We start from the raw sequence: 14,566 nt of genomic DNA on the forward strand, positions 1-14,566 counted from the left end.
TTGTAAGGGGTGCAGGAAACGTCCCGACAAACACAACCGGCACGATTTGCGACCGGCGCGCAAATGCGAGGCCACAGCGGACCGCCCTCAGGTGCCGCGTTTTTTTGCCCGCACGGTTGGGTCTGCTTGCGTCGGGTCCTCTGGCCATGGATGACGTGGATAGCGGCCACGCATGTCCTTGCGCACATCGGCATAGGAACTGGACCAAAACCCCGGCAAATCCATGGTAACCTGCACGGGGCGCTGACCGGGCGAAAGCAGGGTGATCTGCAAAGGGTTACCCGCCACCTTCGGATGCTGGGTGACGCCAAACAGCTCTTGCAGGCGCAGGGCGATTTGCGGGGCCTCGCCATCATAATCAATCGGCACCTTCCGGCCCAAAGGCGTGGTGAAATGCGCAGGGACGGCGCGGTCCAGTGCCTGTTGCTGATCCCAGTCCAGACGGCCGCGTAGGGCAGGCAACAGATCAAACCCTTTCCATTGATCGGCGGTGCGCACGCCTGACAGGTGCGGCAGCAACCATGTGTCCAACTCCTGCATCAAACTGTCTTCGTCAAAGGTCGGGAAGCTGTCCGACATTAATCGTGCGCGGGCCAGAAAACGCGCCGCCGACGGGGCAGGGTTCAGTCCCAACTGTCGTACGCCATCCAGCATCGCGCGGGCCACATCGCCATCCGGCGCATCCGACCATGTGCGGTCATCCAGAACCAACGCGCCAAACCGTTCCTGTCGACGCGTCAGAACCCGTCCGTCCCGGCGTGACCACATGCAAACATCCTGCCAAGTAATCTGATCCCCATAAAGGGCGCGCAGCTCTGCCTCGCTTAGCCGTGCCGCTTGGCGCACCTTTGCTTCGCGCGGGTCCCCGTCAAGGTCGGTCGCGACAATCAATCGGTCGCCTGCCAGCGGGTCCCCCTCTGGCAACAGGGCCCCCTTGCCGCCGGACAAAACATAGCGCGGCGCGTCGCCCTTGCGGCGCAGGGCGATCCGGTCCGGATAGGCCAATGCCGCTAAGGGGCCAATTGCATCGGGGCCACCCGCTTCATGGCCCTTTTTCAACCGCTTGGCCTCCTGACGGATGCGGGCGATGGTCGGAGCATGCGCCTCACTGCGGCTCTGACCGCCCTCGATCACATCCATGCGCAATGACAGGTCAACCCCGACACCGCGCAAGGGATCACGTTCCGCCAGCAGGGCTGCAAATGTGGCACCACGCGGCCCACCACGCCCCACCATATGGGCAAGCCGCGGATGCAACGGCAACCGCGACAAGGCGCGGCCATGCACGGTGATCCGGCCCGCAGCATCCAGCGCGCCGAGCATGTGTAAAACTGAACGTGCCTCGGCCAGACGGCCCTCATGCGGAGGGGTAACAAAGGTCAAGTCTGATGCGTCAGCCCCCCAAACAGCCAGTTCCAAGGCAAAACCACTTAAATCCCCGACTTCGATCTCTGCCGGTGGAAACGCAGCTAATGCCCCTTCCTCGCCTCTGGTCCACAACTTGTAGGCCACCCCGGTCGACATCCGCCCCGCGCGGCCTGCGCGTTGCGTGGCTTCGGCACGGCTGACCTTTTCGGTGACAAGTTGGGACATGCCCGAGGCCGGGTCGAACCGCGCCCGTCGGGCACGGCCCGCGTCGACGACAATGCGAATACCTTCGATGGTCAGTGATGTTTCGGCGATGGAAGTTGCAAGCACCACCTTACGTCCTTGCAGGGCGGGGGCGATAGCGGTGCGTTGGGCTTTGAAATCCATGGCACCGAACAACGGGGCCAGCGCACAATCCGCAGGAAGCAGCGGTCGCAACAGGTTTTCAACCCGCCGAATTTCACCCTCGCCGGGCAGGAAAACAAGCGCCGAACCGGGGGATTGCTCAAGCGCTTTCAACACCAGATCAGCAGTAGCCTGTTCAAGCCGTTGCTTGCCGACGGGTTTGTCCAACCAAACCGGCGTCACATCAAAGCTGCGGCCTTGCGATGTGATCACCGGTGCAGCAATCAAATCCGCCACTGGAGCGGCATCCAGCGTGGCAGACATCACCACCAGCATTAGATCATCGCGCAGGGCCTCTGCGACCTCAAGACACAGGGCAAGGCCGAGATCCGCGTTGAGCGAACGCTCATGAAATTCGTCAAATATTACCGCACCGACACCCGGCAAATCAGGATCAGCTTGCAGCATCCGTGTCAGGATACCTTCAGTCACAACTTCGATCTGCGTGTCCTTACCGATCGCTGATGCCCCGCGCACACGGTAGCCGACAGTTTCCCCCACTTTTTCGCCGCGGGTCTGCGCCATACGTTCTGCTGCTGCGCGGGCAGCAAGCCGGCGTGGTTCCAGCATCAGAATTCGCCCCTTTGTCAGGCTTGCCTCTAACATCGCGAGGGGCACGCGCGTGGTCTTACCGGCACCCGGCGGAGCCTGCAAAACGACACGGGTATGGCTGCGCAGGGCGGCAATAACCTGCGGCAGGACGGCATCTATGGGTAAAGTATCGGACATGAGGGGGTTATCGGGGAAAGTAGCGGCGAGGCCAAGAGCCTTGGGTCTGGACAATCGGCTGTGCTGCCGCAAAAGATGCGCCATGGACATCAAAGATATAGCACAGCGCGTCAGCGCAGGCGAGCGGCGGGCTTTGGCGCGTGCCATCACGTTGGTTGAATCGGGGCGTGCAGATCACCGCGCGCAGGCCGGAGAGTTGCTGGCGGCACTGCCAAATGACCGGCAGGCCCTGCGCATCGGATTGTCGGGCACACCGGGTGTGGGCAAATCGACCTTTATCGAGAGCTTTGGCATGATGCTGATCCGGCAGGGATTACGGGTGGCTGTGTTGGCGGTTGATCCCTCTTCGTCGCGCTCGGGCGGCTCCATTCTGGGCGACAAAACCCGGATGGATTTGTTAAGCCGCGAGGCGAATGCCTTTATCCGTCCGTCCCCCAGCCAGACCCATTTGGGCGGTGTGGCACGCCGCAGCCGCGAGGCCGTGCGCCTGTGCGAGGCAGCGGGGTTTGACGTGGTATTGATCGAAACCGTTGGCGTGGGGCAGTCCGAAACCGTGGTTGCGGAAATGTCCGATCTGTTTTTATTGCTGCTGGCACCGGCGGGCGGGGATGAATTGCAGGGCGTAAAGCGGGGCATCATGGAAATGGCGGATATTATTCTGGTCAACAAGGCCGATGGTGATCTGAAACCGGCAGCGGTGCGCACGCAGGCGGATTATGCCGGCGCGCTGCGCTTGCTGCGCAAAAGGCCGCAAGACCCCGATGGCTACCCTTGCGCAATGGCGGTTTCTGCCTTGCAAGAGAACGGGTTAGAGGATGCCTGGAAGAGCATGAAAACACTGGTGGACTGGCGGCGTTCGGAAAGTTTTTGGGAACGCACGCGCGCAGCGCAGGCCCGCTATTGGTTCGAGGAAGACGTGAAACAGCGTTTGCTGGCCCAGCTTCAGGGGACCGAGGCGCGGGCGGCTTTGGCCGAGTTGAGCGACAGGGTGGCGTCGGGGACTGCGGATCCGTCAGCGGCAGCGCAAGCCTTTGTTGAAGGGCTGGGACGGTAACGGGGAAAGCGGAAACTTTCAAAGTTTCCGACCGTTCTCATTTAAAGAAAACGATCACCCCGCCTTTGGATGTGCCCGGTTGTAGACTTCCATGAGACGCGCTGTATCTACCGCTGTATAGGCCTGTGTGGTCGACAGGGAGGCATGGCCCAGCAGCTCTTGAATCGCCCGCAGATCACCCCCCGCATCCAGTAGATGGGTTGCAAAGCTGTGGCGCATGGCGTGCGGCGTGGCGGTGGCTGGCAGGCCCAGTTGCATCCGCGCATCGGCCATAACCTTGGCAATCGAACGGGCTGACAAAGCACCGCCCCGAATGGCCCGGAACAGTGGATCGTCAGGCGTTGATGGGTGCGGGCACAGGCGCACATAGGCGTCCACCGCATCGCGCGCGGCAGGCAGAACCGGCACCACCCGTTCCTTGCTGCCCTTTCCGACAATCCGCAGGGTTTCGGGCAGGGGGGCATCCCGCGCCAATAGGCCCAAAGCCTCTGAAATGCGCAATCCGCAACCCCAAAGCAACGTCAGCACCGCGACATCGCGGGCTGACACCCAGGGCCGTTCCGATTGGATTTCAACACAGTCGATCATCGCCTTCGCGGCATCAACGGCCAGCGGGCGGGGCAGTTTCTTTTGATATTTTGGCGCGCGTGTTGACAGCACAGCGGTTGGTTCAAATCCTTCGCGCTCTGCCAGCCAGCGATAGAATGCCTTGACCGCAGAAAGCTTGCGCGCCATCGAGCGCGGCCCCACATCCGGCCCGCGTGTGCGCGCCATCCAGGCCCGCATATCGGTGATGGTGATCTGTGCCAACGCGTTCAATCCTTGGGATTGCGCCTTGTAGGTGGTCATAAAGGACAGGAAATCAGCGACATCACTTTGATAGGCGGTGATGGTGTTTTCAGCGGCACCTTTCAGGGCCCGTTGATGATCAAGCCAGGTTTGTAACGCGTCACGCGCGGCGGGGCTGATCAGCCCAATATCTGCGGCCTGTTGCGCGCGGTTCAAGACAGCCAGCGGCGCATGGCCCGCTCAAAGACACCGGTGAAAAACGTAAGCAAATCGGTGCCTTGCTGTGGCCCAAACATATGTGGGTCTTCGGACCCCAACACCAACAGACCGGGCAGACGACCAGCCCCGAAATCAAGTTTCAGGCAAGCTTCAGAGCGTACCCAATCGGCCTTTCCGTCGTAAATCTGTTCTGAACCGTCCTGTATTCCGCGCAGCGTCACCTGCCGTGCGATGCCACCACGGCCCTGTGTCAGATAGTCATCGATGAAACCGGGTTCGGCCACACTCAACACGTCACCAAGGCGTTGAACTGCCGGGTCGTCATCGTTCTGCACAGATTCCAATACCAGTTTTACGGCGTCCACACGCAGGATGTCGGCAACTTCGCCGCCCAAGTCCAACAGAAAGGTCTCGAATTCGACCGGATCAAGCATCCGCAAGATGGCCCGATGGATCTGGTTGGTGCCGGCAAGGTTTTCATAGGCGGCCGCAATCACGCTGCGATGAGTGTCTTCCAGCCGGTCCAGTCGCGCCTCAAGCCGCTCCATCGCGATGCCGCGCAGATCGACGATATTGCCACCCATGGCCTTTTCATTCGCTGCAATAAGCGCCTGCATGACATCGCCGTCATCCAGAATGACATCGGGTTTGGAAATGATGGCCTCGCGCAGGACGTCATCAATTTTGGGATTGCTGCTCATGGTCGTCTCTTTTTAGTTTCGCATCTTATATCAGGGGGCAGCACAAAAATCTGCCCCCAAGTTGTGCAAATGATGACCTGTGGCGCTTTGGCGTCAGAGGTTTGGGTGGGCAATTTGCCCAGCCCGGTTTTTACAGAATATTCTGACCGGTTTTGGCCCAGTCCTTCATGAACTGATCCAGCCCTGCCTGCGTCAGCGGGTGGGTCGCCAGTTTCTTGATCACTTCAGGCGGAGCGGTCATCACATCGGCACCGATCAGGGCGCAATCATGCACATGCGCCACGGAACGGATCGAGGCGGCAAGAATATTGGTTTCGAAACCATAGTTGTCATAGACCGTGCGGATGTCTTGAATAAGTTCCATACCGTCGACGTTGATGTCGTCCAGACGCCCGATGAAAGGCGAAATGAATGTCGCGCCGGCCTTGGCAGCCAACAGCGCCTGGTTGGCTGAGAAGCAAAGGGTCACATTGACCATGCGGCCTTCGCCAGACAGGGTTTTACAGGCCTTTAGGCCGTCCCATGTCAGCGGTAGTTTGATCGCAATGTTCTCGGCAATCTCGGCCAGCTTGCGGCCTTCGGCGATCATTGCGTCGGCTTCCATGGCAACAACTTCGGCGCTGACGGGGCCGGAGACGATGGAACAGATTTCCTTGGTGACTTCCATAATGTCACGGCCGGATTTCAGGATGAGCGAGGGGTTGGTGGTGACCCCATCGACCATGCCCAGATCGTTCAGTTCGGCAATGGCGTCGATTTCGGCGGTATCTACGAAGAATCTCATGTGCGGTCCTTGCGGTTAGAGGGGGATGCATTGATCTTGGGTCTAGCGTAAGCCACGCAGACCTGAAACCCTCTTTTGTAGCGATGGAGCGCCTGTGAGCAGCCCTGAATTCTTTAACCATGGTGATCTGGTTGCGGTGATGAGTACACAACCCCTTGGCCGTGCGCTGGATTACAAAGCACCCGAGGGTGGTTGCCGGATAGGGGCGTTTGTTGAGGTGCCACTGGGGCCACGCAAGGTGTTGGGTGTGGTCTGGGGACCGGGTAAGGGCGATTATGATCTGGCAAAAATCCGCCATGTGATCCGGGTGCTGGATGCCGCCCCTATGCGCGACGAGATGCGCAGCTTTCTGGAACGGGCTGCCGCCTATACGTTGACGCCGATGCCCGCGATGTTGCGACTTGCGACACGGGCACCGGGGTTGGGGGACCCGCCCTCGATGCGCAAGGTCTACCGGCGCGGGATGGCGGAACCGAACAAAATGACCGATGCCCGCCGCAGGGTGCTCGAGACATTGGATGAATATGGGGACCTGTCGTTCACCTTGAAAGAGCTTGCCGAAATGGCGGGTGTGACCGCGTCCGTGGTGAAAGGGTTGGTGGCACAAGAGGCCCTGCGCGAAGAGGAATCACCGCGCGATGTGCCGTTCCTGCGTATGGACCCAGAACTGCCAAGCAAAGCCTTGACCGAGGATCAGGCGGCAGCGGCAGCCGCGATGGATGAGGGGGTGCGTTCGGGGAAATACGGCACGACGCTGCTGCGCGGGGTGACCGGATCGGGCAAGACCGAGGTCTATTTGGAAGCAGTGGCGGCAGCTTTGCGCACGGGGCGGCAGGCGTTGGTCTTGCTGCCCGAGATTGCCCTGACCGAGCAGTTTCTCGAACGGGTGCAGGAAAGGTTCGGGGCCAAACCCGCCGAATGGCATTCCGGTGCCACCATGACCGAACGCCGGCGTATCTGGCGGATGGTCGGCCACGGGCAATGTCAGGTGGTAATCGGGGCGCGTTCGGCGCTGTTCCTGCCGTATCAGAACCTTGGCTTGATTGTGGTCGATGAAGAGCATGACAGTTCTTACAAGCAAGAAGAGGGCGTGTTGTACAACGCCCGTGATATGGCCGTGCTGCGGGCGGCGATCTGCGGGGCGCAGGTGGTTCTGGCCAGCGCGACGCCCTCGCTGGAAACATGGGCAAATGCGGAGGCGGGCAAATATCGCCGGCTTGACCTGACGTCACGGTTCGGGCCTGCGGTGATGCCGGAAATGGGCGCGATTGATATGCGTGCCGAGGGATTAAAGAGCGACCGGTGGGTTTCACCCACCCTACAGGCGGAGGTCAACAAGCGGCTGGAGCGGGGCGAGCAGGCGATGCTGTTCATCAACCGTCGCGGCTATGCGCCGATTACGCTGTGTCGCGCCTGTGGGCATCAGATCGGTTGTGATGACTGTGATGCGCGCATGGTGGAACACCGGTTCCTGAAACGGCTGGTGTGCCATCAATGTGGGGAAAGTAAACCGATGCCGGAGGCCTGTCCCAATTGCGAGGCGGTGGGCAAGCTGGCCCCGGTCGGGCCCGGTGTTGAGCGGTTGGGCGAGGAGGCTGCGGCGATCTGGCCGGACGCGCGTATTGCGACGCTGAGTTCTGATATGTACGGATCGGCGCGGGCGCTGAAGGCGGAAATCGCCGGCATTGCCGAAGGGGCCGCGGATATTGTGATCGGCACACAGCTGGTGGCCAAGGGACACAATTTCCCCAACCTTACCCTCGTTGGTGTGATTGACGCCGATCTGGGGTTGCAGGGGTCGGATTTGCGGGCGGCAGAGCGAACCTTTCAACTGATGCGGCAGGTTGCGGGGCGTGCGGGGCGGGCCGAGGCACCGGGAACAGCGCTGTTGCAAACCTATCAACCCGAGCATCCGGTTATTCGCGCCATTTTGGCCGGAGACGAAGAGGGATTCTGGCGGGCGGAGGCGGCGGAACGCAAACAAGCCGGTGTGCCGCCTTACGGACGTATGGCGGGGATCATCCTGTCGGGACCGGATGTGGCGGCGGTGTTTGAGGCGGGCAACCTTCTGGCGCGACAGGACGGGCCGCTGCGGCGGATCGGGGCGCAGGTGTTCGGGCCGGCACCAGCACCGATTGCGCGGGTGCGCGGGCGGCATCGGGTGCGGTTGCTGGTGAAGGCCGAGAAAACCGCGCCTTTGCAAGACGCACTGGCGCAGTGGGTCGCGCAGGTACGGTTGAAGGGGGAGTTGCGGCTGGCCGTCGATATAGATCCGCAGAGTTTTTACTAGGGGGATGCGCAGGGTTTTGCCGTCCGCTCCCTGATGGTGGCGCATTAGCATCCCAACGCGAATGGGCGGTGGGTGTCGTGAGTGCGGACAGTATTTAAGGCCAAAAAGAGGGGGCAGCTGATGCTGTGCTTGGGGCCGGCGTGGCGCAAGGCGGGCAGTGCGGATGTGGTTTTCATCTCGCCTTTCCCTTGGGGCGGGCGTAAGGGGGAGGGATGACACAATTCATTACTCTTGAAGATGCCAAATCCCTGCCGTTCTGGCGCAGGCCGGTTTCGCTGTTGTTCCTGATGGCTTTGGCGATGCCGATTGCCTTTAACACATGGGCGGCGCTGCTGAATAACTTTGTGATCGAGGTCGCGAACTTTGACGGGGCCGACATCGGGCTTTTGCATACGGTGCGCGAGATACCGGGGTTTCTGGCGGTCGGTGTGATTGCGATCATCATTTTCGTGCGCGAGCAGGTTTTGGGCATGGTGGCGTTGATCCTGTTAGGGGTGGCGACGGCTTTGACTGCGTGGTTCCCGTCGATGGGGGGCATCCTGACGCTGACAATGCTGAGTTCGATCGGGTTTCATTATTACGAGACCGTGAACCAGTCGTTGCAGCTGCAATGGCTGAAGATTGAGGACGCGCCGCGCATGTTGGGTTTGCTGATGGCGGTTGGTTCCTTTGCGACCCTGATTGCCTATCTCGCAATCATGGCGCTGTGGGATACGCTGAACCTGTCTTATAACACGGTCTATATGGCGGGTGGTGGTGTGACGGTTGTCATCGCGATCTTTGCCTTGATGGCCTATCCACAGTTTGAGGCCCCGACACCGCAGCACAAGACAATGATCCTGCGCCGTCGCTACTGGCTGTATTACGCGCTGCAATTCATGGGCGGGGCACGGCGCCAGATTTTCATGGTTTTTGCGGGTTTCATGATGGTCGAGAAATTCGGTTATGATGTGCATGAAATCACCACCCTCTATCTGATCAATCTGGTTGCGAATATTGTGATTGCGCCTCTGTTGGGCCGCGCTGTCGGATATTTTGGTGAGCGGCGCACCTTGGGGTTTGAGTATATCGGACTGATCCTTGTGTTTCTCAGCTATGGCGGGGTCTACTATTTGGGGTGGGGCGTGGCGGTTGCGGCGACGCTTTATGTGCTGGACCACATGTTCTTTGGACTGGCCATGGCGCAGAAAACCTATTTCCAGAAGATTGCCGATCCCGCGGACATCGCGCCGACGGCAGCGGTGGCCTTTACCATCAACCACATTGCTGCCGTGTTCCTTCCTGTGGGGCTGGGCCTGCTGTGGCTGATTTCGCCCGCGGCGGTGTTTTTCTTGGCTGCGGGGATGGCCGGTATTTCCTTTGCTCTGGCGATGTTGATCCCGCGTCACCCTCGCCCGGGCAACGAAACTGTGTTCAGCGCCTCCTTTGCGCGGGCCGCCCTGTAGCATGGCGCAGGGCCGCTTTCTGAGTGGCGGCACCATGGGACATGTGGTGCGAATGACGGCGACCGGTGCCATGGGGATCACTTTTGTGTTTCTCGTGGACGCGGCAAATCTGTTCTGGATCAGCCAGTTGGGTGATCCGCAGCTGGTCGCGGCGATTGGGTTTGCCTATGCAGTTCAGTTCTTCTCGGTTTCAATTGCCGTGGGTTTGATGATCGGTGCCACAGCGGTGATTTCGCGCAGCATCGGAATGGGTAATCGAGAGCAAGCCCGCCGACAAGCGGGGGCAGGTATTGCGGTTTCGGTCTGTATTCTGGCGCTTGTCAGCGCCCTTATCGTCGCTGCACGTCATCAGTTGGTTGGGATTGCCGGGGCCGAAGGGGAAACCGCACGTTTGGCAGCGCGGTATCTGGCCTTTACCATTCCCTCGCTTATTCCGATGTCTGCCGCGCTGGTTTTGTCCGGCGTGCTGCGGGCGGACGGATATGGGGCCAAGGCGATGTATGTCACGCTTTGGTCGGGCATTGTGCTGATGCTGATCGATCCGGTGTTGATTTTATGGATGGGCTGGGGGCTGGACGGGGCCGCAATAGGGCTGGTGTTGTTCCGATTGTGCCTGCTGGGAGTGGCGGTGTTCTTCGCGGTGATCCAGATGAACATGGTGGACCGTCCGACATTCGCGACATTGCGCAACATTGCCGTGCCGTTCATGCGGGTGGCAGGGCCGGCGATTGCAACCCAGATGTCGACGCCTGCGGGCAACTATCTGCTGACCATTGTAATGGCGCAATATGGCGATGCGGCAATGGCGGCTTGGGCTGTTATCGGTCGACTGACGGTTGTGGTGTTTGGCGGTGTCTTTGCCCTGTCCGGTGCGATTGGCGGTATCTTCGGGCAGAATTTTGGCGCGGGCCAGATGGACCGTGTGCGCAGCACCTACCGCAATGCGCTGATCTTTTGCTTGCTCTATACACTTGTGGCTTGGGCGTTGATGCGCTTGGCAACACCCTATGTCATTGCGGGTTTTGGTTTGGATGGCGTGGGGGTCGAAGTCTTGCAGTCCTTCACAGCAATTGGGGTTGGCGGTTTTGTTTTTATCGGGGCCTTGTTTGTGTCCAACGCCGCTTTCAACAATCTAGGGCGGCCGTCGCGCTCTACCTTGGTGAACTGGATCAAGGACGGGGTGCTAAGTTATCCTGCCGCCGCTGTATTGACCGGTTTGTTCGGGGCGACCGGCGTGATCTATGGTCAGGCGCTTGCGGGGTGCGTGATGGGGCTGGTCGCGGCGACATGGGGTTGGTTTTATGTCAAAGGGCTGCGCGGTCCCGATAGTCAGGCCCTTGACCCGGCCCCGCCACGCGCCTACCCGAACCCAGACAAACACCGGAGAAGATAATGACCACATTCACCGCACTCACCACCCTTGAGGGCCGCGACCCTGCTTATGCGCTGGGCGAGGCGATGGAGCGGCTGACGCCCGAGCCGACCGGCGTTGGCGTCTTTGAGATGGAGGACGGCTCCGGCCTTTGGGAAGTGGGTGGCTATTTCGAGGACACACCGGATGAAACCGCGCTGGCGGTTTTGTCTGCGGCAATGGGGGCCAAACCTTTTGTCGTTTCGCAATTGCCGGAAACCGACTGGGTTGCCCATGTGCGCCGTGAACTTGCGCCGGTCGAGGCGGGGCGGTTTTTTGTTTACGGCTCGCATGATGCAGACAAGGTGCCAGAGGATTGCGAACCTCTGTTGATCGAAGCGGCGATGGCATTTGGTACCGGCCACCACGGAACGACGCTGGGCTGCTTGCGGGCGCTGGATCGGTTGGCAACGCAGGGGTTCGCCGGCAAGAATGTCGTCGATGTGGGTTGTGGTACTGCCGTTCTGGCAATGGCGGCGGCACGGATCTGGCCTGAAACGGTCTTGGCCAGCGACATTGACGAGGTTGCCGTCGAGGTGGCGCAGGCAAATGTGACGGCCAACGGGTTGGACGGGCAGGTGAATTGTGTTGAGGCCGCCGGCTTTGATCACGCAGACCTTGCCGCTGCGGCACCTTTCGATCTGGTGTTTGCCAATATCCTGAAGGGACCGTTGATCGCCTTGGCACCGGATATGGCCGCTGCGCTTCAGCCTGAGGGGTATGCGATTCTATCCGGGATTCTGAACGAACAGGCCGACGAGGTGATTGAGGTTTATGCACGTTCCGGCGTCAATCTTGTCAACCGCGAAAGCATTGTTGACTGGACGACACTAACGCTGCAAAAAAAGACCTAAATTGATAGGCTTTTAAGGTCGATTTGAGGCAGTTGCCCAGATTTCGCCACATTCTATGGCTAATACTTTCTTAACAGCGGTGGGGGCCGTTTGTTAATTGAAAGACTGCTATCATGGTTGAGACACACGACCACTTTGTGCAACGCCTGACCGCGCTCGGGCGCAAGCATGAAAAAATGACATATGGGTATACCACCAAGGTGGGCAAAGACGGCCTGATCGTCGTAAAGCCCAAGCGACGCAGTGCGCGCGGCGGTGGTGCGGTGAAACTGATTGCGCTGGTTGTTGTCGGTCTGATTGCGTTCAAGGCGTTCACATTGGTTGCCGTGGGGCCCGTGACCTACAACGAGCGTCTGGCCAAACTGGAAAGCGGGACCGTGGTTGAACAGGTGGGTGCCAAGGTACTTGCCATTGATCCGGTGACCGAAGCTCTGGCCGGTTCGGTTGGTCCGTCCAAACGATAAGAGCGACCCGCACGATTGTGCTTGATGAAAGATACCGCCGGACGACAGCACCTGTTGACCGGTTGCAAAGACGAAAGCCACACATCCAAATATCAAAAAGCCGCGTCTCTGAGGACCAGAGCGCGGCTTTGTGTTTTGGTCCACCGGCACGTCCGGTGCAGATATCAGATGCCGCAGCAGTAACCTGCCGCGGCCTTTGACTTAGAGCCTTCCACCTTAAACATGAATCGCTTGTTCGCGGCCTCTCCCTTTGGTCGAACGCGAAAAGCGATATATGATGGTTCAGGTTAAAGGCGGGGCCTTTTAGCGGAAGAAGTTCGGCTGTGCGACGGCGTCGATGTCGCCACGGACCAGGCCGATGTCTTCCAACTCGCGGTCGGACAGGGAAGACAGGGCGCTGCGTGTGATGCGCGCGTCGTTCCAAGCTGCCAGAGTGGCGAAGCTGCGTGTGATGAATGAAGAAACGGCCGAAGTGGAGCCGAATGCGGTGCGGGTTGTATCAAGAGTTGCCATTTGAGCCGTCCTTATGTCTGTTGTCTGTATGTAAGTTGTGCTGAATTGCTCAGCGATCTGAGGGGCATTTAGGCGGTAAGTCGAAACCGCACAACTCCCGTGGCTGCATGTGTGATCTGCGTGTTTTGCATAGGTCTAAAATTGCCTTGAAGGTCATAAAAATAAGGAAAATCAGGGCAGAGAATGCGTCGTTTTTAGCGGCTGACATGACGAAAACTGACCTTGGCGCTTAAATGCGACAAATTGGGTGTCGCAAATGGATTTGTCGGCAGGGGCTTGGCGGATGTTCGCGTTTCGTGCTATTGCATCAAAAATACAACAAAAACGAATGAGAGCAGGGTGATGATGCGCATAATTGGCATTGATCCGGGGTTACGAAACCTTGGATGGGGCGTTATCGACGTCGCTGGCAACAGGTTAAGCCATGTTGCGAATGGGGTTTGTCAGTCGCAGGGCACGGAACCGTTGGCGCAAAGGTTGCTCGACTTGCATGGCCAGCTGACCGCCGTGGTCGCCCGATATCAACCGGTGTCAGCCGCAATCGAACAGACCTTTGTCAATAAAGACGGCGCGGGCACGCTAAAGCTGGGGCAGGCGCGCGGCATTGCGATGCTGGTGCCGGCGCAGGCCGGTTTGCCCGTTGGGGAATACGCCCCCAACAAGATCAAGAAAACGGTTGTGGGGGCGGGCCATGCGGACAAGCAACAGGTGGCCCATATGGTAAAGGTGCAATTGCCCGGTGTTGTGCTGAACGGGCCGGATGCAACGGACGCGCTGGCGATTGCGATTTGTCACGCGCATCATGGCGGGGCAAGTTCGCTGGCAGCGGCAGTCGCGAGGGCAGGCAGATGATTGGCAAGATCACTGGCAGGATTGAATACCGTGCGGCGGATCATCTTCTGATTGATGTGCGCGGTGTGGGGTATCTGGTCTATTGTTCGGACCGCACCATGGCGGCTTTGCCCGGTGTCGGCGAGGTGACGGCGCTGTTTACCGATCTGGTGGTGCGCGAGGACCTGATGCAGCTGTTCGGATTTCAGACGCTGGTGGAAAAGGAGTGGCACCGCTTGCTGACCTCGGTGCAGGGGGTCGGGGCCAAAGCGTCACTGGCGATCCTTGGCACATTGGGGCCGGACGGGGTGAGCCGCGCCATTGCGCTGGGGGACTGGAATGCCGTGAAAGCCGCCAAAGGGATCGGGCCCAAGATTGCCCAGCGGGTGGTGCTTGACCTCAAGGACAAGGCACCCTCTGTGATGGCGATGTCGGGCACTTTGGCCGAGGCTCAAGGCGAGGTCGAAGCCGAGGTTCTGGAACCGCTTGCTCCGGTGGCGCGCGCCGCACCCGCGCAGGCATCTGCCCAATCGGAAGCCTTGTCGGCACTTGGTAATCTGGGCTACAGCCCCGGTGATGCCGCAAGTGCTGTGGCGCAGGCGGCAGGTGAAACAGAAGGCGCGACAACGCCGGACCTTATTCGCGCTGCGTTGAAACTTCTGGCCCCCAAAGGTTAGGGTGCATTCACCAAGCCCTGACCGGTTTTCCT

At 59.7% G+C, this 14,566-nt stretch carries 13 protein-coding genes; 8 read left to right on the plus strand and 5 right to left on the minus strand.

The window, feature by feature from the left end; genetic code table 11:
* Window positions 1-87: 87 nt before the first annotated feature.
* On the minus strand, window positions 88-2,502 hold the full coding sequence (gene hrpB, locus HKX44_RS00560) for an ATP-dependent helicase HrpB (protein ID WP_276149358.1): 2,415 nt from the start codon (window positions 2,500-2,502) through the stop codon (window positions 88-90).
* Window positions 2,503-2,584: 82 nt separating this feature from the next.
* Here hrpB and meaB point away from each other — a divergent pair, with 82 nt between their 5' ends.
* Window positions 2,585-3,556 (plus strand): methylmalonyl Co-A mutase-associated GTPase MeaB, encoded by a 972-nt coding sequence (meaB, locus tag HKX44_RS00565; protein ID WP_276149359.1) that lies wholly within the window; start codon window positions 2,585-2,587, stop codon window positions 3,554-3,556.
* Between the two features lie 54 nt (window positions 3,557-3,610).
* Here the strand turns inward: meaB and HKX44_RS00570 are convergent, their stop codons facing one another.
* The 3 genes from HKX44_RS00570 to fsa all read right to left on the minus strand — a co-directional run bounded on the left by HKX44_RS00570 (window position 3,611) and on the right by fsa (window position 6,049).
* Window positions 3,611-4,534 (minus strand): tyrosine recombinase XerC, encoded by a 924-nt coding sequence (locus HKX44_RS00570; protein WP_276150768.1) that lies wholly within the window; start codon window positions 4,532-4,534, stop codon window positions 3,611-3,613.
* Between the two features lie 23 nt (window positions 4,535-4,557).
* Complete coding sequence (locus tag HKX44_RS00575; protein WP_276149361.1) at window positions 4,558-5,265, minus strand: DUF484 family protein; 708 nt, start codon at window positions 5,263-5,265, stop codon at window positions 4,558-4,560.
* A gap of 130 nt (window positions 5,266-5,395) precedes the next feature.
* Entirely contained in the window at window positions 5,396-6,049 is a 654-nt protein-coding gene (gene fsa, locus HKX44_RS00580; RefSeq protein WP_276149362.1) for a fructose-6-phosphate aldolase, read from the minus strand.
* A 94-nt stretch (window positions 6,050-6,143) separates the two neighbouring features.
* Between fsa and HKX44_RS00585 the strand changes: the two genes are divergently transcribed.
* The 5 genes from HKX44_RS00585 (at window position 6,144) to HKX44_RS00605 (ending at window position 12,513) form a co-directional block, all read left to right on the plus strand.
* On the plus strand, window positions 6,144-8,339 hold the full coding sequence (locus HKX44_RS00585) for a primosomal protein N' (protein WP_276149363.1): 2,196 nt from the start codon (window positions 6,144-6,146) through the stop codon (window positions 8,337-8,339).
* 212 nt (window positions 8,340-8,551) lie between these two features.
* Window positions 8,552-9,784 (plus strand): MFS transporter, encoded by a 1,233-nt coding sequence (locus tag HKX44_RS00590; protein WP_276149364.1) that lies wholly within the window; start codon window positions 8,552-8,554, stop codon window positions 9,782-9,784.
* Between the two features lies 1 nt (window position 9,785).
* Entirely contained in the window at window positions 9,786-11,177 is a 1,392-nt protein-coding gene (locus HKX44_RS00595) for an MATE family efflux transporter (RefSeq protein ID WP_276149365.1), read from the plus strand.
* Window positions 11,177-12,049, plus strand: coding sequence for a 50S ribosomal protein L11 methyltransferase (locus HKX44_RS00600; protein ID WP_276149366.1), 873 nt, complete (start codon window positions 11,177-11,179; stop codon window positions 12,047-12,049). The genes HKX44_RS00595 and HKX44_RS00600 overlap by 1 nt, the downstream gene beginning before the upstream one ends.
* Window positions 12,050-12,162: 113 nt before the next feature.
* Window positions 12,163-12,513 (plus strand): hypothetical protein, encoded by a 351-nt coding sequence (locus HKX44_RS00605; RefSeq protein ID WP_276149367.1) that lies wholly within the window; start codon window positions 12,163-12,165, stop codon window positions 12,511-12,513.
* A gap of 303 nt (window positions 12,514-12,816) precedes the next feature.
* On the opposite strand, the gene HKX44_RS00610 is transcribed toward HKX44_RS00605, so the two are convergent.
* Window positions 12,817-13,026 (minus strand): DUF1127 domain-containing protein, encoded by a 210-nt coding sequence (locus HKX44_RS00610; protein WP_276149368.1) that lies wholly within the window; start codon window positions 13,024-13,026, stop codon window positions 12,817-12,819.
* A 345-nt stretch (window positions 13,027-13,371) separates the two neighbouring features.
* Between HKX44_RS00610 and ruvC the strand changes: the two genes are divergently transcribed.
* Together ruvC and ruvA are read left to right on the plus strand one after the other, a co-directional pair.
* On the plus strand, window positions 13,372-13,878 hold the full coding sequence (gene ruvC, locus HKX44_RS00615; RefSeq protein WP_276150769.1) for a crossover junction endodeoxyribonuclease RuvC: 507 nt from the start codon (window positions 13,372-13,374) through the stop codon (window positions 13,876-13,878).
* Window positions 13,875-14,534 (plus strand): Holliday junction branch migration protein RuvA, encoded by a 660-nt coding sequence (ruvA, locus tag HKX44_RS00620; protein ID WP_276149369.1) that lies wholly within the window; start codon window positions 13,875-13,877, stop codon window positions 14,532-14,534. Before ruvC ends, ruvA begins: the two co-directional genes overlap by 4 nt.
* Window positions 14,535-14,566 lie beyond the last annotated feature (32 nt).

The organism is Sulfitobacter sp. M05, assembly GCF_029285175.1.
Taxonomy (GTDB): domain Bacteria; phylum Pseudomonadota; class Alphaproteobacteria; order Rhodobacterales; family Rhodobacteraceae; genus Sulfitobacter.